General features: G+C 62.9%; 13 protein-coding genes. 4 read left to right on the top strand and 9 right to left on the bottom strand.

Features of this window, described 5'->3' with window-relative positions; genetic code table 11:
• Positions 1 to 36: 36 nt before the first annotated feature.
• From HPY55_08830 to HPY55_08820, 3 genes are all read right to left on the bottom strand, one after another.
• Positions 37 to 1,716: an L-lactate permease gene (locus tag HPY55_08830; protein ID NPV70732.1), complete on the bottom strand. Its 1,680-nt coding sequence runs from the start codon at positions 1,714 to 1,716 to the stop codon at positions 37 to 39.
• A 409-nt stretch (positions 1,717 to 2,125) separates the two neighbouring features.
• The gene (locus HPY55_08825; GenBank protein ID NPV70731.1) at positions 2,126 to 4,294 is read right to left on the bottom strand and encodes an S-layer homology domain-containing protein; all 2,169 of its coding nucleotides are present in this window, start codon (positions 4,292 to 4,294) and stop codon (positions 2,126 to 2,128) included.
• 140 nt (positions 4,295 to 4,434) lie between these two features.
• Positions 4,435 to 5,484: a lipoate--protein ligase family protein gene (locus tag HPY55_08820; protein NPV70730.1), complete on the bottom strand. Its 1,050-nt coding sequence runs from the start codon at positions 5,482 to 5,484 to the stop codon at positions 4,435 to 4,437.
• Positions 5,485 to 5,618: 134 nt separating this feature from the next.
• Between HPY55_08820 and HPY55_08815 the strand changes: the two genes are divergently transcribed.
• The 3 genes from HPY55_08815 to HPY55_08805 all read left to right on the top strand — a co-directional run bounded on the left by HPY55_08815 (position 5,619) and on the right by HPY55_08805 (position 8,435).
• Positions 5,619 to 6,197: a DUF2284 domain-containing protein gene (locus HPY55_08815; protein ID NPV70729.1), complete on the top strand. Its 579-nt coding sequence runs from the start codon at positions 5,619 to 5,621 to the stop codon at positions 6,195 to 6,197.
• Positions 6,198 to 6,231: 34 nt separating this feature from the next.
• Positions 6,232 to 7,050: an epoxyqueuosine reductase gene (locus tag HPY55_08810; protein ID NPV70728.1), complete on the top strand. Its 819-nt coding sequence runs from the start codon at positions 6,232 to 6,234 to the stop codon at positions 7,048 to 7,050.
• A gap of 65 nt (positions 7,051 to 7,115) precedes the next feature.
• Positions 7,116 to 8,435 carry an extracellular solute-binding protein gene (locus HPY55_08805; protein NPV70727.1) on the top strand — a complete coding sequence of 440 codons (1,320 nt, stop codon included), beginning with the start codon at positions 7,116 to 7,118 and terminating at the stop codon, positions 8,433 to 8,435.
• 12 nt (positions 8,436 to 8,447) lie between these two features.
• Here HPY55_08805 and HPY55_08800 read toward each other — a convergent pair whose 3' ends face one another.
• Both HPY55_08800 and HPY55_08795 read right to left on the bottom strand, forming a co-directional pair.
• Positions 8,448 to 8,654, bottom strand: coding sequence for a hypothetical protein (locus HPY55_08800; protein NPV70726.1), 207 nt, complete (start codon positions 8,652 to 8,654; stop codon positions 8,448 to 8,450).
• Positions 8,630 to 9,559: an NAD-dependent epimerase/dehydratase family protein gene (locus tag HPY55_08795; protein ID NPV70725.1), complete on the bottom strand. Its 930-nt coding sequence runs from the start codon at positions 9,557 to 9,559 to the stop codon at positions 8,630 to 8,632. The genes HPY55_08800 and HPY55_08795 overlap by 25 nt, the downstream gene beginning before the upstream one ends.
• Positions 9,560 to 9,671: 112 nt before the next feature.
• Here HPY55_08795 and mltG point away from each other — a divergent pair, with 112 nt between their 5' ends.
• Positions 9,672 to 10,703 carry an endolytic transglycosylase MltG gene (gene mltG / locus HPY55_08790; GenBank protein NPV70724.1) on the top strand — a complete coding sequence of 344 codons (1,032 nt, stop codon included), beginning with the start codon at positions 9,672 to 9,674 and terminating at the stop codon, positions 10,701 to 10,703.
• Between the two features lie 68 nt (positions 10,704 to 10,771).
• Here mltG and HPY55_08785 read toward each other — a convergent pair whose 3' ends face one another.
• The 4 genes from HPY55_08785 to HPY55_08770 all read right to left on the bottom strand — a co-directional run bounded on the left by HPY55_08785 (position 10,772) and on the right by HPY55_08770 (position 13,746).
• Positions 10,772 to 11,092 (bottom strand): DUF1292 domain-containing protein, encoded by a 321-nt coding sequence (locus HPY55_08785; protein ID NPV70723.1) that lies wholly within the window; start codon positions 11,090 to 11,092, stop codon positions 10,772 to 10,774.
• 97 nt (positions 11,093 to 11,189) lie between these two features.
• Positions 11,190 to 11,639 carry a Holliday junction resolvase RuvX gene (ruvX, locus tag HPY55_08780; GenBank protein NPV70722.1) on the bottom strand — a complete coding sequence of 150 codons (450 nt, stop codon included), beginning with the start codon at positions 11,637 to 11,639 and terminating at the stop codon, positions 11,190 to 11,192.
• 19 nt (positions 11,640 to 11,658) lie between these two features.
• Positions 11,659 to 12,606: an aldo/keto reductase gene (locus HPY55_08775; protein ID NPV70721.1), complete on the bottom strand. Its 948-nt coding sequence runs from the start codon at positions 12,604 to 12,606 to the stop codon at positions 11,659 to 11,661.
• Positions 12,607 to 12,645: 39 nt separating this feature from the next.
• Positions 12,646 to 13,746, bottom strand: a complete 1,101-nt coding sequence (locus HPY55_08770) for a fructose 1,6-bisphosphatase (protein NPV70720.1) — start codon at positions 13,744 to 13,746, stop codon at positions 12,646 to 12,648.
• Positions 13,747 to 13,900 lie beyond the last annotated feature (154 nt).

Below are 13,900 nucleotides of genomic sequence, written 5' to 3'. Positions count from 1 at the left end.
GTGCCACGCCAATTGCCCGCGAGCGCCTGCCAGCCCTTACAGGAGCCCGGGAGCGAAAACGTACGCCATGAGAAGCCCGATTATCCCCGCTGCCAGACTATACATGACCGTCGGCACGAGGTTGCGCTTGATGACAGTGCCCTCGGCTGCCTGGATACCCACGGTGGTACATGCCGCCACAACGTTGTGGACGCAAATCATGTTGCCGACGGCGCCGCCGACAACCTGGAGGGCCACCACTATGAGCCTGGATATGCCGAGCTGCTTGGCCACCTCATACTGGAACCCGCTGAACAGGATGTTCGAAACGGTGTTCGAACCGGCCACGAACGCGCCGAGTACGCCGACGAAGGGCGCGCACAACGGCCAAGCAGCCCCGAACAGCGAGGCCGCGGCCTTCGCCATAGTGATCAGCATGCCATCGATCTTCAGGGCGTTGTTCCCAGAGGCCTTCATGACTTCAACGGCACCCACGGCGAACAGCAGCGCGATCGTCGCGGGGACCAGTTGCCTGAACGTCTGGTTGAGAGTCTTGTTGATGGCCTCCCCCTTCATCGAGTGAATGACCCAGGCGATCATCGCCACAGGAATGAACGGGAACAAGCCGGGGAGGTTAAGCGGCTGCACCGTGTAGGTTATCGAGGTCCCCAGTATCCTGGGGACAGTTATGACCCACGCAGCCTTCAGCATGTTGCCGTACGGCAGGTTGCGGAGCCTCGTCAGCACGAGCGCCGCGACGATGAGTATGTACGGCGCCCACGCCAGCGCGAGAGACATCGTCTTCTCCGCCGCGTCCCCTTTCCTTCCGGGTTCCAGGCTCCCCACCCAGTCGGATTCCCACTTGTTTCGCGCGGGGAAGTCCCACGGCTCCTTCGGCAGCAGAAAGTTCCTCGACGCCGCGTACATCACGATGAGCAGGCCGATGGTCGCGCCGGCGAGCGACGGGAGCTCCGGGCTTATCTGGGCTAGAAGCATGTAGGGGACGGTGAACGCCAGGCCCGAGAACACCGCGAACGGCCAGATCGCGAGACCGTCGCTGATCGAGCGTTTCTCACCAAAGAATTTGGTCATCATGCATATGCCCACGAGAGTGATGAACGTGCCGCAGATACCGTGAACGAGCGAGACGTAGATACCCTGCATCCTGAGGTAGTCGACCGGCAGCTCCTTTCCGGCCCCTATGAAGTTGCCTATGGCGGTATTGACGCCCGCCAGGATCGGGGTGCCGACGGCCCCGAACGAAACGGGGGTGCTATTGTATATGAGTGCAACCATTGCCGCAGCGAGTGGCGGGAATCCGAGGCCGACCATCAGGGGTCCGGCCAGCGCCGCCGGGGTGCCGAATCCCGCCGCCCCTTCGATCAGGGCTCCGAACAGCCAGCCCACGATGAGCGCCTGCGCGCGCCTGTCCCCGGTGATGCCGTAGAACCCGCGCTTGATGGCATTCATCGCGCCGCCGTTCTGCAACGTGTTCATTACGAAGATTGCGCCGAAAACGATGACGAGGATGTTCAGAGCGGAGAGGAAGCCGTTAATCGTTGAAGCCGCTATCCAGGTGAAATCCATTCTCCAGAAAACCACTGCGATGAGGACCGCTACCAGCCACGTCACCGGCATGGCCTTCTTGCCGGGCCATCTGTATGCAGTCATCAGGACGACTGCCGCGAGGATGGGCAACAGAGCAAGGATGGCCATAACCCCAAGGGGAAGTGGCATTAGGGAAACCTCCTTTCTATTGTCACGCGGGCACCTTCCAACCACAGAGAATCTACTGCCTTACTGATGCCTCCAGTGGCCGAATGCTCACCGTCGTCCTACCCCCATTTTCACCCCCTTCGCGCCTGCAACTGCGGTTTAGCAGGTCCCAGGTTCATTGGTCAGACCAGTATGATGTCTAGGCCACCGCGGCTATTCAGCGTGGTGGCGGATGATTCCTGCCGGAAAGAAAGTCTTACGGTAATGTTTCTCGAAAGTACTGCTCAAAATGCTGCTCACAGTGGTAAAACGCGGGCGACGCGGTTGGAGCGGCGGTAGAACTCGCCGGCGGCCACAAAACGACCAGCGGCCGAGCCGGCTCCAGGCCGGCCAACGGCCGCCGATCAGGTGACGTGGTTACGTCGCGGTGCTACAATACTGTGATCCTCGTCACGAGGTTCCCCTCGACCTTCAGTATCACCGAGTCACCTTCGTCGAGGTCACTGAACCTCAGGGTGTCGGAGCCCTTCTTAATGCTGGCCTCATTCCACACCTTGTAGGTCATGAGGTTCCCTGCCGAGTCGCGGACCGTTACCGTGCGCCCCGAGGTTGAGCTCGGGTTCAGTGCTGTTACCGTGCCCTGGATTTCACTGACCGGCCGCTCCTCGATCACGATCCTGGTCACCTTGGAGTCGGAGATCCTGAGGTCGACCTTGTCGCCGGGCACTACATCCTCGAGTTCCAGGTCGTCGTCATCGTGGAACTCGACGGTGGCGCTGGAGGTAACCTGGTAGTTCACGATGGAACCGCCGCTGACGCGTATCCAGATTCGCGCGCCGGAGCCGGTCTCGACCTGGGTTACCGTCCCCTCTCTCTCGGTGACCGAGCGTCGCTCGATGTCTATCTTCGTGACCAGCGAGTTCACAACCGTGAGATCGACTGTGTCACCGACCTTGACTTCGCTGAGGCTGACGGTATGCCCGTCGTACTTGACTACGACGCTGTCCGACAGGGTGGCGCTCATCGTCCGCGTCCCGTCCAACCTGATTGTGAGCCTCTTCGGCGATCCGCTGAAGTACACGTCCTGCACTACTCCGGTGTACTCACGGGCCTCCGATTCAAGTATGTCGATCCTTACAACATATCCGTCGCGCAGTTCGATGCGGACGTCGTCACCGACGTGCACGTCGCTGAGATACCGCGTCGAGCCGTCCTCCTTCACGACCACCGAGGAGGAGATGGCGGCGGTGAAGCTCGAGTCATCGGACAGCTCTATCGTGATCCTCGGTGTTGAACCCGCTCTTATGTCCGTGACTTCGCCGGTCTTCACCGAGTCCGCCACCGGCGCCTCCACAACAAGCTTGGTGATCTTGGAGTCAACGATCTTGATAGTGACCCTGTCGCCGACCCTCACATCGTCGAGGTCGATCTCGTCACCGTCCCTGAGGAACTGGCAATTCGACGCGATCTGGTACGTCCAGTCGATCCCTTGATTATCCCTGATGGTGACCTTGTTCGGGCTGCCCAGATCGATCGCCCTCACGGTGCCTTCCTTGCTGATGCTCCCCACGTCGGGCCAGTTCGGGGTCGGGCCGTTCCCGTTGGCGTCGATGAGGATGGCCTTGCCGTCGGAGTTCCTGAGTATCAACGCTCGCTGCCCTGTCTCGAGGTCCGACAGGTCGCCGAGCTTCTTGTTGACCAGGATCAGCGCGTCCTCTGACACCGGTATCGTGACCGTGCCTGTGAACAGGTTCCCCTTGTACGCGTTGCGGGTCATGACCTTCCAGTCCCACCACCGGTTGTCGAGCACCCTGACGGTTATGGCGGGGTTCTGCTCGTTAACGCCGGTTATGATCCCGCGAACCTCGTAGCCGATCTTCGGCGGGAGAGCCTCGTCGGCTCGGTCGAGCACCGCCGCGATCTCCGAGCGCTTGATCGGAGCGTTCGGCCTGAAGGCGTTGCCGTACCCCATCATGATCCCCCGTTCCAGGGCGACGGCCACGTAGCCGACCTTGTCGGAGGGGATCTCGTGGGCGTCTGAGTACGGGAGACTGGTGTTCATCATATCGTTGGCTTCCTGCTCCAGGCCCATGGCCTTTATGAATACCTCGGAAGCCCAGAGCCTGGTCGCGGCCTTCTCAGCCTGGAACGCCGCACGCGTCGACGAAATCAACCCCGCGCTAATCGCCGTGGCAAGATAGCCGACGGCCCACGCGTTTTTGCGGTAGATCTGCTCCGCGTCACTGAACGGGAGGACTGCGCCGCTGCGGTCTCTGGCCTCTTGCTCCAGCCCTTTCAGACGGACGGCCAGCACCACCAGTTCAACCCTGGAGACGGCCGCGTTGGGGAGGAACTTCCCCCCGGGATACCCCTGCATGAGCCCTCGTACCTTCATCTTGGCCATGTATCCCGTGGCCCACGGGGCATCATCCTCGTCTATAAACACCTTCTTGGCCCAGCCGACACTTACCCCTTTGCCCTGTGGCTTAAAAGCGACCTCCTTCTCGTACGCCGCGGCCGCCACGCTCGCCACGCCCCCTGCCGCCACCAGCAGCGACGCCACCACCGCCACGCAGATCAGTCTCCTAGCCCACGCCATACCAAGACCTCCTCCTCACTGCCTGTTCTTCCAGATACTTTCGCAGGGGACCGGGGCTTTATGAGGGTTGCCGGACACGATCTGGAAAATACCGGGGGCCGCGGCGCGGGCGACGGCTCACGGCGCCTGGACTACAGTATCTAACCCAATGCTTTGACTACCACGGTAGCGATGTCCTCCGGAGTAACGCCCGGGGAGTCGATCGACCTGGACGAGTAGTATGCGCCCACGGCCTTTTTGACGGCTTCCTTCTCGGGCGGCAGGCCGCTGACGGCCGCCGCCAGGCCGTCGAATTCATCCTTGGGGTGGAACGTGAAGTCTCCCGAAAGCGACAGCCACCTGATGGTCCCGTCTCCGGCCTCGACCTCGGCCGTTATCAGGCCGCCCGGGGCCTTGTAGTCCGCGCGCCCGAGTCTGACCCCCTCGCGGATGGTGACCCCGCGGGGCCTGGCGCCCTCTCTGAAGAGGAACTCCCTGGACGCGAGGTACTCCTCCATCGCGCGGACCTTCTGAAGGAACTCCGGCGACAGCGATTCCTCGTGCAGCGGCCCGAGCATCTTCTCGAATTCGCCTATCAGCACGTCCTCCACTTTCCGCCTGGGAGGGGCCTCGCCGAGCTCTCGCTTGAGGGTTGTCAGGTTGTCCTTCATGGTCTTGTAGACCTTGTCCCGGAACTTCTCGTCGGGCACGCGGAGCGCTCGGACCATGGTGTCGTAGTCGAAGTCGAGGATTATATTGCCGACGAAAACCTGCGAAGGCCCAATATCGGCTCCACCCTGGCCGGACACCTTCCTCCCATCGAGCGTCACGATGTCGTTGACGGGCCGGTGCCTCGCTGGAACGCCGAGGGCATTGTACGTCGCCACGGGGGGGCCCGAGAACCTCTCGTACATCTCCGCGACAGTACCGGGCAGGAGCGGGTTCCCCCTCCGGAGGATCAGCTGGTAGAACACCTGGTTAGAATCGAGGAGCACGACACCGCCCCCAACCTCCCTCCTGATTACCGGGATACCCTCGCTCTGACAGAACTCCAGGTCCACGCAGTTGTGCGGGTTCTGGAAGTAGCCGACGCACACGTAACTGCTGGCTGGCGACAGGATGACCAGCGATTCAATGCCTTCCCGCGCCAGAGCGTGGTAGACGGCTTGCGAGAAGGCGGGTGGGACGAGCCCGAGCCTGAAGATCTTCACTCTAATCTTCCTCCTGTACGTGGTCTGACCTATAGACCATCCTACCAGCATAAGGCACGCCTGGCAACTGCCCTCGCATGAACCAGCGGGGGGCCGACAGGTGGATCCGTAAAATTCGTAGAATCATGAGGACCATGAACGAGGATGCCGGTAACAGTAGTGATCTCAAGTGCCTCCTCGACGCAGCGCGTGGCGCCGGCGCCACGCGCGCCATTGTCACCAGCACGTCTTCAATCCGCGTGGATCCCAGGGTGCGGCTCAAATGCATGATCCCGCGGTGCCCCAGCTACGGCCGGAACCTGATGTGCCCCCCGAACCTTCCTGCTGTGAAGGAGTTTGAAGAAGCGCTGGCGCGGTACAGCAGGGTCGTCATGATCCAGGTTGAAGCGGCGCCGGCCACCGGGGGGTCCATCACCCGCCCTGAGGTCCACCAGGGGGCGTTGCGGCTTCACCGCGCCGTCAGCGCGGTCGAGAAGAAGGCGTTCGAGATGGGTTTCGTCCTCGCGGCAGGGTTGATCGGCGGGGCGTGCCGCCTGTGCGACACCTGTGTGGCGGCCGACGACGGCAAGGCGTGCAGGCACCCGTTCGAGGCGAGGCCTTCGATGGAAGGCATGGGGATCGACGTCATCCGTACCGTAAGGGAACTCGGATTGGACGCGGAATTCCCAGCCGGTAACCGAGCCGTGTGGACCGGGTGTGTACTTGTCCACTAGGCGGGGTGGCAGTCCGGGGGAGGGCGTTGACGTAATGCAGAGAGAACTGAACGCGGCGGAGCTGCGGGGCCTTATCGAGGATACCGTCCGGTCCGCCGCGCTGAACCATGCCGGCAGCACCAGGTATCGCGAGCCCGTCACCGGGTATGCCGACGCTGCCGACCCGCGGTGGAAGGATCTCGGCGACGGCCCTATCCCGGGCCACCTCCTCCCTACCGATCTGCTCCCGCAGGCACGCTCGGTGGTGTGCTTCTTCCTACCCTTCGATAAGGGCATAGTTGCGGCGAACGCTCGCGCCCCCCTCTGCGCGGACGAATGGGCCGCCTCCTACACCGAGACCAATGCCCTGCTCGCGGCGATATGTGAGGACCTGCAGCGCAGGCTTGCCGCGGTTGGCGTGGGCGCCGCCTTTCAGCAGCCCACCCACAACTACGACCCCGCGACGCTGCGCGCGAGGTGGTCGCACAAGAGTGCGGCGGCGATTGCCGGCGTCGGGCGGTTCGGGCTCAACCACCTGCTCATCACCGAACGCGGGTGCGCAGGACGCATTTCGAGTATCGTGGTAGACTCGGCCGTACACGACACCCGGTCCGCCAGAGGCGAGGGTGGCGGGGAGGAGCCATATTGTGGTTTCCTCGCGGGAGAACGCTGCAATACCTGCATCAGGCTATGCCCCGCGTCCGCCATATCCGGCGAAGGGCTGGACAAGAGCAAGTGTAACGACCACTGCCGCAGAGTCGGAAAGTACCTGAACACCGAGCGCGGTTTCCCGGGGTCCCTCGCCATCTGCGGCAAGTGCGCGACCGGCCCCTGCGCATTCCGGCCGTTCTCAGGCAGGCCCCGTAGCGCATAGCCTTGTTACCGGGTGTCCACAGGACCGTTCGGTCACTCGGTGTGGCTCCCCGGGGGCTTGCAGGGTTGCGATTACGGTGGGGAACCAGGATTCTTGCGGCTGTAGTGTGTTCCGGCCTTCTCTTTGGCGCCTTCTCCGTCGTGCGCGCGGGCTTTCTTCCACCCCTCACGATCCCACCTTCGCGGACGCCTTCACCGAGACTCCTGCCAGACGAGCCCCCGGTATCCCCGGCACACATTCGCATCTGGGCATACCGCTGGCCGGCGCCAGTCAATGGCCCCGAAGCGGGGCTCGGACAAGTAATTGGCGAATTCCGCGCGTCGCACCCTGGAGTTACGGTCGATCTGGTTATCCTGGGGTACCAGGCCTGCACCAGCGAGCTGACCAGGGCGCTGTTATCGGGCGACCCACCCGACATCTTTCTGCCGCCCCCCGGAGGGCTTGCCGTTTACGATGAGGTCCTGCAGTTGGACCTGAGGCCGTTCCTGGCCCGCCACGAGATCGAATCCTATCTGCCCCAGGCTATCTCCGGCTGCAGCCGCGGGGCAAGACTGCTCGCCCTGCCCAGGTGGGTGGAAGGCAGGGCATGGATCGCGAATGCCGGGGCGCTGCGAAGTGTGGGGTTTGACCCCGGGAAGACGATGAGCGGCTGGACCTGGCGGGAGTTCGAGAATCTGTGCGAGCAGCTCAAGGCGAAGAGATTCGTCCCGGCGATGGTCGACCCGTCGTCACCAGACCTGATGACCGACCTGGGTTACGAACCGCCAGGAGAACCCCAGCCACCCGGCCGGTCGCCTCCGCCGCCTACCGACACCGGGCCGCCCCGGGTGTTGTCGAGCGCGCCCGCCGAACTGGCTCGGTCTCTGGTCCGCCGGGGACTCGCCAGAGCACAGATCGTGGGCGGCGCGGAGTGGCGAACGCTCGATGCTCTGGCGGGCGGAAATGTTGGGTTCGCCGCCGGGCTGAGCCCGATCCTCGCCAGCGAGATCGTGGCGAGGCACTCTCGCGATTCGTTTTCCCCCGTCCTCATGCCCGTACCGACGTCGGGCCTTTTGCGGGGACACCCGGTCCGTACCGGTGGGATAATCGTTTTCAGGCAACAACAGTATAAGGGGGGCCAGCACACGAGGATCGTCGTCAATTTGGCCAAGGCTCTCTCGACCGCGCCATGGGATGGCGCCCTGCCAGTACTATTAACGCCTGCTTACAGGCCGAATCTTGGAGACTGGACGGAGGCTCACGGGTGGAATGCGGTGGTCGCGCTGGCCTCGGTCCAAAGGGGCAGCCCGCAGCCACTCTACGACTCCGCCGAGCTGCGGCTTAAGCAGCTCGCCCGCGAGAAGGCGAGGATCGAGCTGAAGAGGGGCTTCAGCCGCCTGCAATAGACTTGCGATATACTACGGTTCGGTTCGGTGGGGAAAGGGACGGTCAACCTCGTCTATGAGAACGTCGGTGACTCTGTCTATCAGATCCACAAACCCCTTTTCATCATCCATTACCGATAGCTTCTGAGACTCGATGAGGCCCCTGGCCTGGCCAAGGCCCGGTGTGCCCAGGTGGGCCTGCTCCATGATGTCTATCACCTGCCTGACCCGGAATACCATAGAACGGTCTCCCTCAACCCGTCGTCCAGCGACCACCCGGCTTTCCAGCCCAGATTCTCTCCGGCCCCGGAAACGTCCAGCACGCTGCGGTGTATGTCGCCCTCCCTGCGCTCGCCATACAGGGGTTCTACCCGGCGGCCGCACGCGGCCGCGGCCATTTCCAGCAGCCGGTTGACCGTAGTTTCCCTCCCGGTCCCGATGTTGAGTGTACCGGCGCCCCCGGATCCCCTGAGGGCTACAGACGCAGTAGCGGCCGCGACATCCTTTACGTAGACGAAATCCCTGGACTGAGTCCCGTCACCGTGTATGACCGGCCGTCCACCCCTGACGAGCAGATCCACGAACACGGCCACCACGCCGGCCTCGCCCTGTGTGTCCTGCCGGGGGCCGTACACGTTCGCGTATCTGAGAATGGCGCAATCGATGCCTCGCCGCGAGTACTCGCGGACGTACCGTTCCGCTGAGGCCTTTGACAGGCCGTAAAACGACAACGGTCCCACCGGGTGGTCTTCGGAAACCGGGATCTGTCCGGGCACTCCGTAGACCGCCGCGGACGAAGCGAACACGAACCTGCCGCACCCGCACCTGTGCGCCGCGTCCAGCATCCTCACGGTCCCCAACACGTTCGTGCGGCAGTCGAGAACGGGGTCTTTCGTTGAAACGCCGACCGACGCCTGCGCCGCCAGGTGCACCACGCAGTGCGGCCTGAACGTTTCGACAAGACGCGCGGCCTCCTCATCAGCCACGTCGGCCACGTGCAGCGGCACGCCGTCAGGCAGGTTCCTGGATTTGCCAGTCGACAGATTGTCAACGACCACGACGATCGAACCACTGTCAAGCAGCGCCTCGACGACATGTGAGCCGATGAAGCCGGCCCCTCCGGTGACGAGTATCCTGGACAACACCACACACCTCGCGTCCCTCAATCCTTCTCACAACCTCACCGGTGCGCGGAACAAAGGAAATGGGCGTTTCGTGGAAGAATATGAACGTCCATCCCGCCGGAGAGGGGTACGCATGGAGTTTCGCGCACAACACAGGCCTGTCCTGCTGCTCGTCCTGGCAACCCTGGCCGTCCTGGTCGGGGGTCTGGTGTTCTTTCAGGTTAACCTCATGCTCCGGCCGGCGTCACCAGGCGCCCCTGTGCCGCGGGTCGTGGAAGTCCCCCAGGGCGCCACCGCTGGGAAGATCGCGGAGATACTCGAGTCCAGCGGGGTGATCAGGAACGCGTTCGTGTTCAGGTTGCTGGCCGAGTACCGTGGGCTCGACGGCAAGATCAGGGCCGGTGAGTACGAGCTGAACGCCGCGATGTCCCCCGCCGAGATCCTCGAGTACCTCGTCAAGGGACCGATCCTGACGCGACCGTTCACGGTCCGGGAGGGCCTGACAGTCCTGCAGATCGCTGAATCCCTCGCCTCGCAGGGAGTGGTGAACAAGGAGGCATTCCTCAAGGCGGCCAGGGACCGCTCGGTCGTGGCGGACCTTGCACCGCCCGGCGTCAATCTAAAGGAGCCACTCGAAGGCTATCTCTCCCCCGAAACGTACAGGATACGCAAGGGCACTGCCGAAACCGAGGTAGTGGCGCTCATGGTCCAGCGGTTCAGGGATGTCTTCAACGACGATTTCAGGGTGCGCGCGAAGCAGATCGGAATGCGGCTGCACGACGTGGTGACCCTGGCCTCCATTATCGAGAAGGAAGCAGTGGTTGACGAGGAGAGGCCGCTTATCTCGGGGGTATTCCACAACAGGCTGCGTATCGGGATGAAACTCGACGCCGACCCCACGGTGAGGTACGCCACCGGCAAGTTCAGCGGCCCGGTCACCCTGGACGATACGAAGGCGCAGTCACCGTACAACACGTACAGGCAGCCGGGCCTGCCGCCTGGCCCGATCGCGGCGCCGGGGACGGCCTCGATACGCGCCGCGCTGTACCCCGCCGAGACCAAGTACCTGTACTTCGTGGCGAAGAACGACGGCACCCACCATTTCAGCATGACGTTGCGAGAGCACATCAACGCAATCAACAAGTACAGGCCTTACGGCCTCTGATAAAGCAGAAAGCCCCGCGGACCGTTCCGCAGGGCGTCCGTACGCTGGCAAACGCCGGTAGACTCAGGTCAATCCTCGTCGTCCTCATCGTCCTCGTCTTCCTCGTCCTCGATTATCTCCTCCCAGGCCCCGGCCACCCGCTCCCATTCGTCGTCATCATCTATCTCGACGAGCACCTCTTCGCCCTTGCCGTCGCTCTCTACCCTGAAGATGACGGCCCCTTCCTCTATGTCTTCAATGTCGGCGCCCTGGTCGAGTTCGTGGTCCATGGGCAGCAGGATAGCGTACTCCTTGCCGTCGACCTCGATCACGTCGACGACGCTGAATTCATGCTCCTCGCCGTCCTCATCCTTAAGGACGATAGTGTCGTCCATTCCTTCCTCTGTCAAACGACTCACCTCAGTTTTCCAGCGGATAGACCTATTGTAGTACGGGCGCTCGACGGGAGTCAATCGACTTCATCCCGAGCCTTAATTCTACCCACCGTTACGGATTTAATCCCGGGCGAGGCGCTCCTCCAGGAGCCGCCCGAGTCCTGTCCAGGTATGCCTGCAGGATGAGCACGGCGGACATCTTGTCGATGACCTCTTTCCTCCGCCTGCGCGAGACGTCGGCCTCGATCAGCGTGCGCTCCGCCTGTAATGTCGTGAGACGCTCATCCCACGGGTCGACCTCCACACCCGCCCGCGAGCGGAGCATCTCGATTACCTTCCGCGATTTCAGCGCCCGTTCACCCGCGCTACCGTCCATGTTGAGCGGCACCCCGACCACGACGCGTGATACCTCGTGCTCCCGGATGAGGGCGGCAGCCTGTTCAACGAGCGACCTCACGCCCGAGGCCTCGATGACGCACAACCCCTGTGCCGTCAGGCCCAGAGGGTCGCTGAGCGCAACCCCCGTTCTCCTGTCCCCCACGTCAAGCGCGAGGATACGCATAGCGGTCACCGGACTCAACCTACACCACCTTGATGTGGAACCCCGGGCACGTCGCAGCGCAGTAACCGCACAGCACGCAACGCGAGGGATCCACGCGCGCCGCACCGCCGACAACGCTCAGCGCGCCGAACTGGCAGGCTTTCACGCAGGCGCCGCAACCCTTGCACCATTCCTCTATGAACAGGCGCTTCGCGCGCTTCGCCACGGCCCTCCTGACGCTCTCCGGGACATCCCTCCCCTCGATGATGAACGCGTCCATCTCGATTTCGGCGGCGGTCACTGCCCCGACCGCGATCGCGTCCACGAATTCTAGGTCTCTCACCCAGCCGAGGTTCTTCTCGACGTCCTTGAGGAGGTTGCCGCCTCCCAGAGCCTTCATGGCGTAGACACCCTTGCCCGCGTCGTGCGCTTTCCCGACCGCAGCCATCATCTCGTCGAGCGTTCCGCCCTGGACGCCGAGCCCCTCGCGGTTGATGATGGGGTGCAACACGTCCACCTCAGGCATCTCCGCCACGACCGCCGCCACCTCCACGAAGTGGGTCGAGACCCCGGCGGCGCGCACGATCCCCCTGACCTTTGCGTCCAGGAGGTAGTCGAATGCCCGCCGGTGGCCCTCCAGCGTCCTGGCGGACTCCTGCTCGTGCAGGAGGAACACGTCTATCACGTCGCGGTCGACGCCGATTCGCGCCCTGTCCAGGCTGCGCTTCATGTCCTCCCAGGTGTACGCGAACGACTTCGTGGCGACCATCACCTCGTCGCCGGTCCCGCGGAGCGCCCGCTTGATGTACGGGTACGTGCGGTAGACCTCGGCGGTGTCCAGCATGTTGACACCCAGTTCCACAGCGCGGCGGATCAGGTCCGCACCCTGTTCCAGGTCCAGATTCGCCTGAAAGGGACCCATCGTCAGGGTCCCCAGGATTAGGCGTGAGACGTTGAGTCCCGTCTTACCGAGCTCGCGGTATGTCATAGGCGCTCCAACAGAGCCCACGGACGCAGCCCGCCGGCTTCAGTCGATGTCCTCGAATCTCCCGGCCAGCTTCTTCATCACGTCCGGTAGCGTAGTATACTCCATCTCGTCCAGCGGCAGTCTCGCGGGCTCGAACGGCCCGAGGCTGCGCATGTAGTTGGCTATTTCGTTGGCGGTCTGCCTGGCCTTGTCGAAGCTCTTGTCACCGAGGAAGTCCCTCGGCCCGACCAGTCTCCCGTGGCAAAGCTGGAACCCGAGCGCCACAGCCCTGGGCGGCCCGTCGAACCTGACGCAAACCGCGTCCTGCATCGAGACCGGCATGAGCGGCCCGTGGCTCGACCCGCGCATCCAGCCCGCCACGAGGTGAGGGTTCGCGAACGCCTCGAGCGCCTCGCCCACCGCAGGCATGCCGTTCTGGCAGCGCACTACCATCGCGGGGTCATCCTTGCCTATGTACCTGCCGGCCATCATGTTCAGTCTCTGCGTCGTCGACGTCGCCACTATCTCGTTCATAGCCCTGGAATAGACCGACTTTACGCAGTACCTGCCCGGTGCGCCGATGAACACGAGCATGTCGTACAGTTCATCGGGGCAGTCGAACATCACTTTCTTGTGCCCTATAAGGTCGTGCACCTCGAACCGGAATCCATCGTGCATCTTGGGGTCTATGATGAGCCCGATCGTGTTGAACGGGTCGGCGAACATCTTGTAGAGCGGAAAGTTCCACGCGCCGGGCTCCGTCTTGTCTGCCATGAACACGATGATGGGTTCGGCGGCCCTCTCCACGAACTCCATTTCGGCGACGCCGGGCCCCATGCCCTTGACGTTGCCGGAGAACGAGTCGGACAGCAGGTCTTGCCCCGCGCCGTAGAGTTTGAGCCCCTTGGCGACCGCCGTGCAGGCGACGAATGTCTCCCACGCGAGCTCGTGAATCGCGGGGCAGTCAACGCCGTTGCGGTGAGTCATTATGAGGTTTATGTCGTCGCCCACGTTAGCCACAAAGAAATCCACCAGCAAACCGGCGGCCCTTTGGTGCAAGGTCTCTCTTGCCTTCTCCAGAAGGTCCGGGTGCACGCACGAATGCCCGACGAACCCCCCCACATCGGCCTTGATTACGCTAACCGTTATCTTGTCCGGCACAGGACCGCCTCCCAACCATGTTCTGATGGGCGCAGGATAGGCTCCTGGCAAACCCTGATAGAGACAGGTACATTTTCTTTGTGGAGCCGTCTAGTCCTCCTGCCGGCGGAAACAATTATCAGCGTTGCCATCCACGCAAATACGTGATACACTC

The organism is Bacillota bacterium (assembly GCA_013178305.1).
In the GTDB taxonomy this organism is placed as follows: Bacteria; Bacillota; Sulfobacillia; order JABLXB01; family JABLXB01; genus JABLXB01.
Note: the sequence above shows the minus strand (reverse complement) of the source record. Positions and strands in the feature narration are given on the sequence as shown.

Coding starts and splice junctions, on each gene's coding strand:
- ruvX (NPV70722.1), bottom strand. CDS start 11,639: ATGCGTATCCTCGCGCTTGACGTGGGGGACAGGAGAACGGGGGTTGCG.
- HPY55_08800 (NPV70726.1), bottom strand. CDS start 8,654: ATGGTATTCCGGGTCAGGCAGGTGATAGACATCATGGAGCAGGCCCAC.
- HPY55_08815 (NPV70729.1), top strand. CDS start 5,619: ATGAACGAGGATGCCGGTAACAGTAGTGATCTCAAGTGCCTCCTCGAC.
- HPY55_08810 (NPV70728.1), top strand. CDS start 6,232: ATGCAGAGAGAACTGAACGCGGCGGAGCTGCGGGGCCTTATCGAGGAT.
- HPY55_08825 (NPV70731.1), bottom strand. CDS start 4,294: ATGGCGTGGGCTAGGAGACTGATCTGCGTGGCGGTGGTGGCGTCGCTG.
- HPY55_08830 (NPV70732.1), bottom strand. CDS start 1,716: ATGCCACTTCCCCTTGGGGTTATGGCCATCCTTGCTCTGTTGCCCATC.
- mltG (NPV70724.1), top strand. CDS start 9,672: ATGGAGTTTCGCGCACAACACAGGCCTGTCCTGCTGCTCGTCCTGGCA.
- HPY55_08775 (NPV70721.1), bottom strand. CDS start 12,606: ATGACATACCGCGAGCTCGGTAAGACGGGACTCAACGTCTCACGCCTA.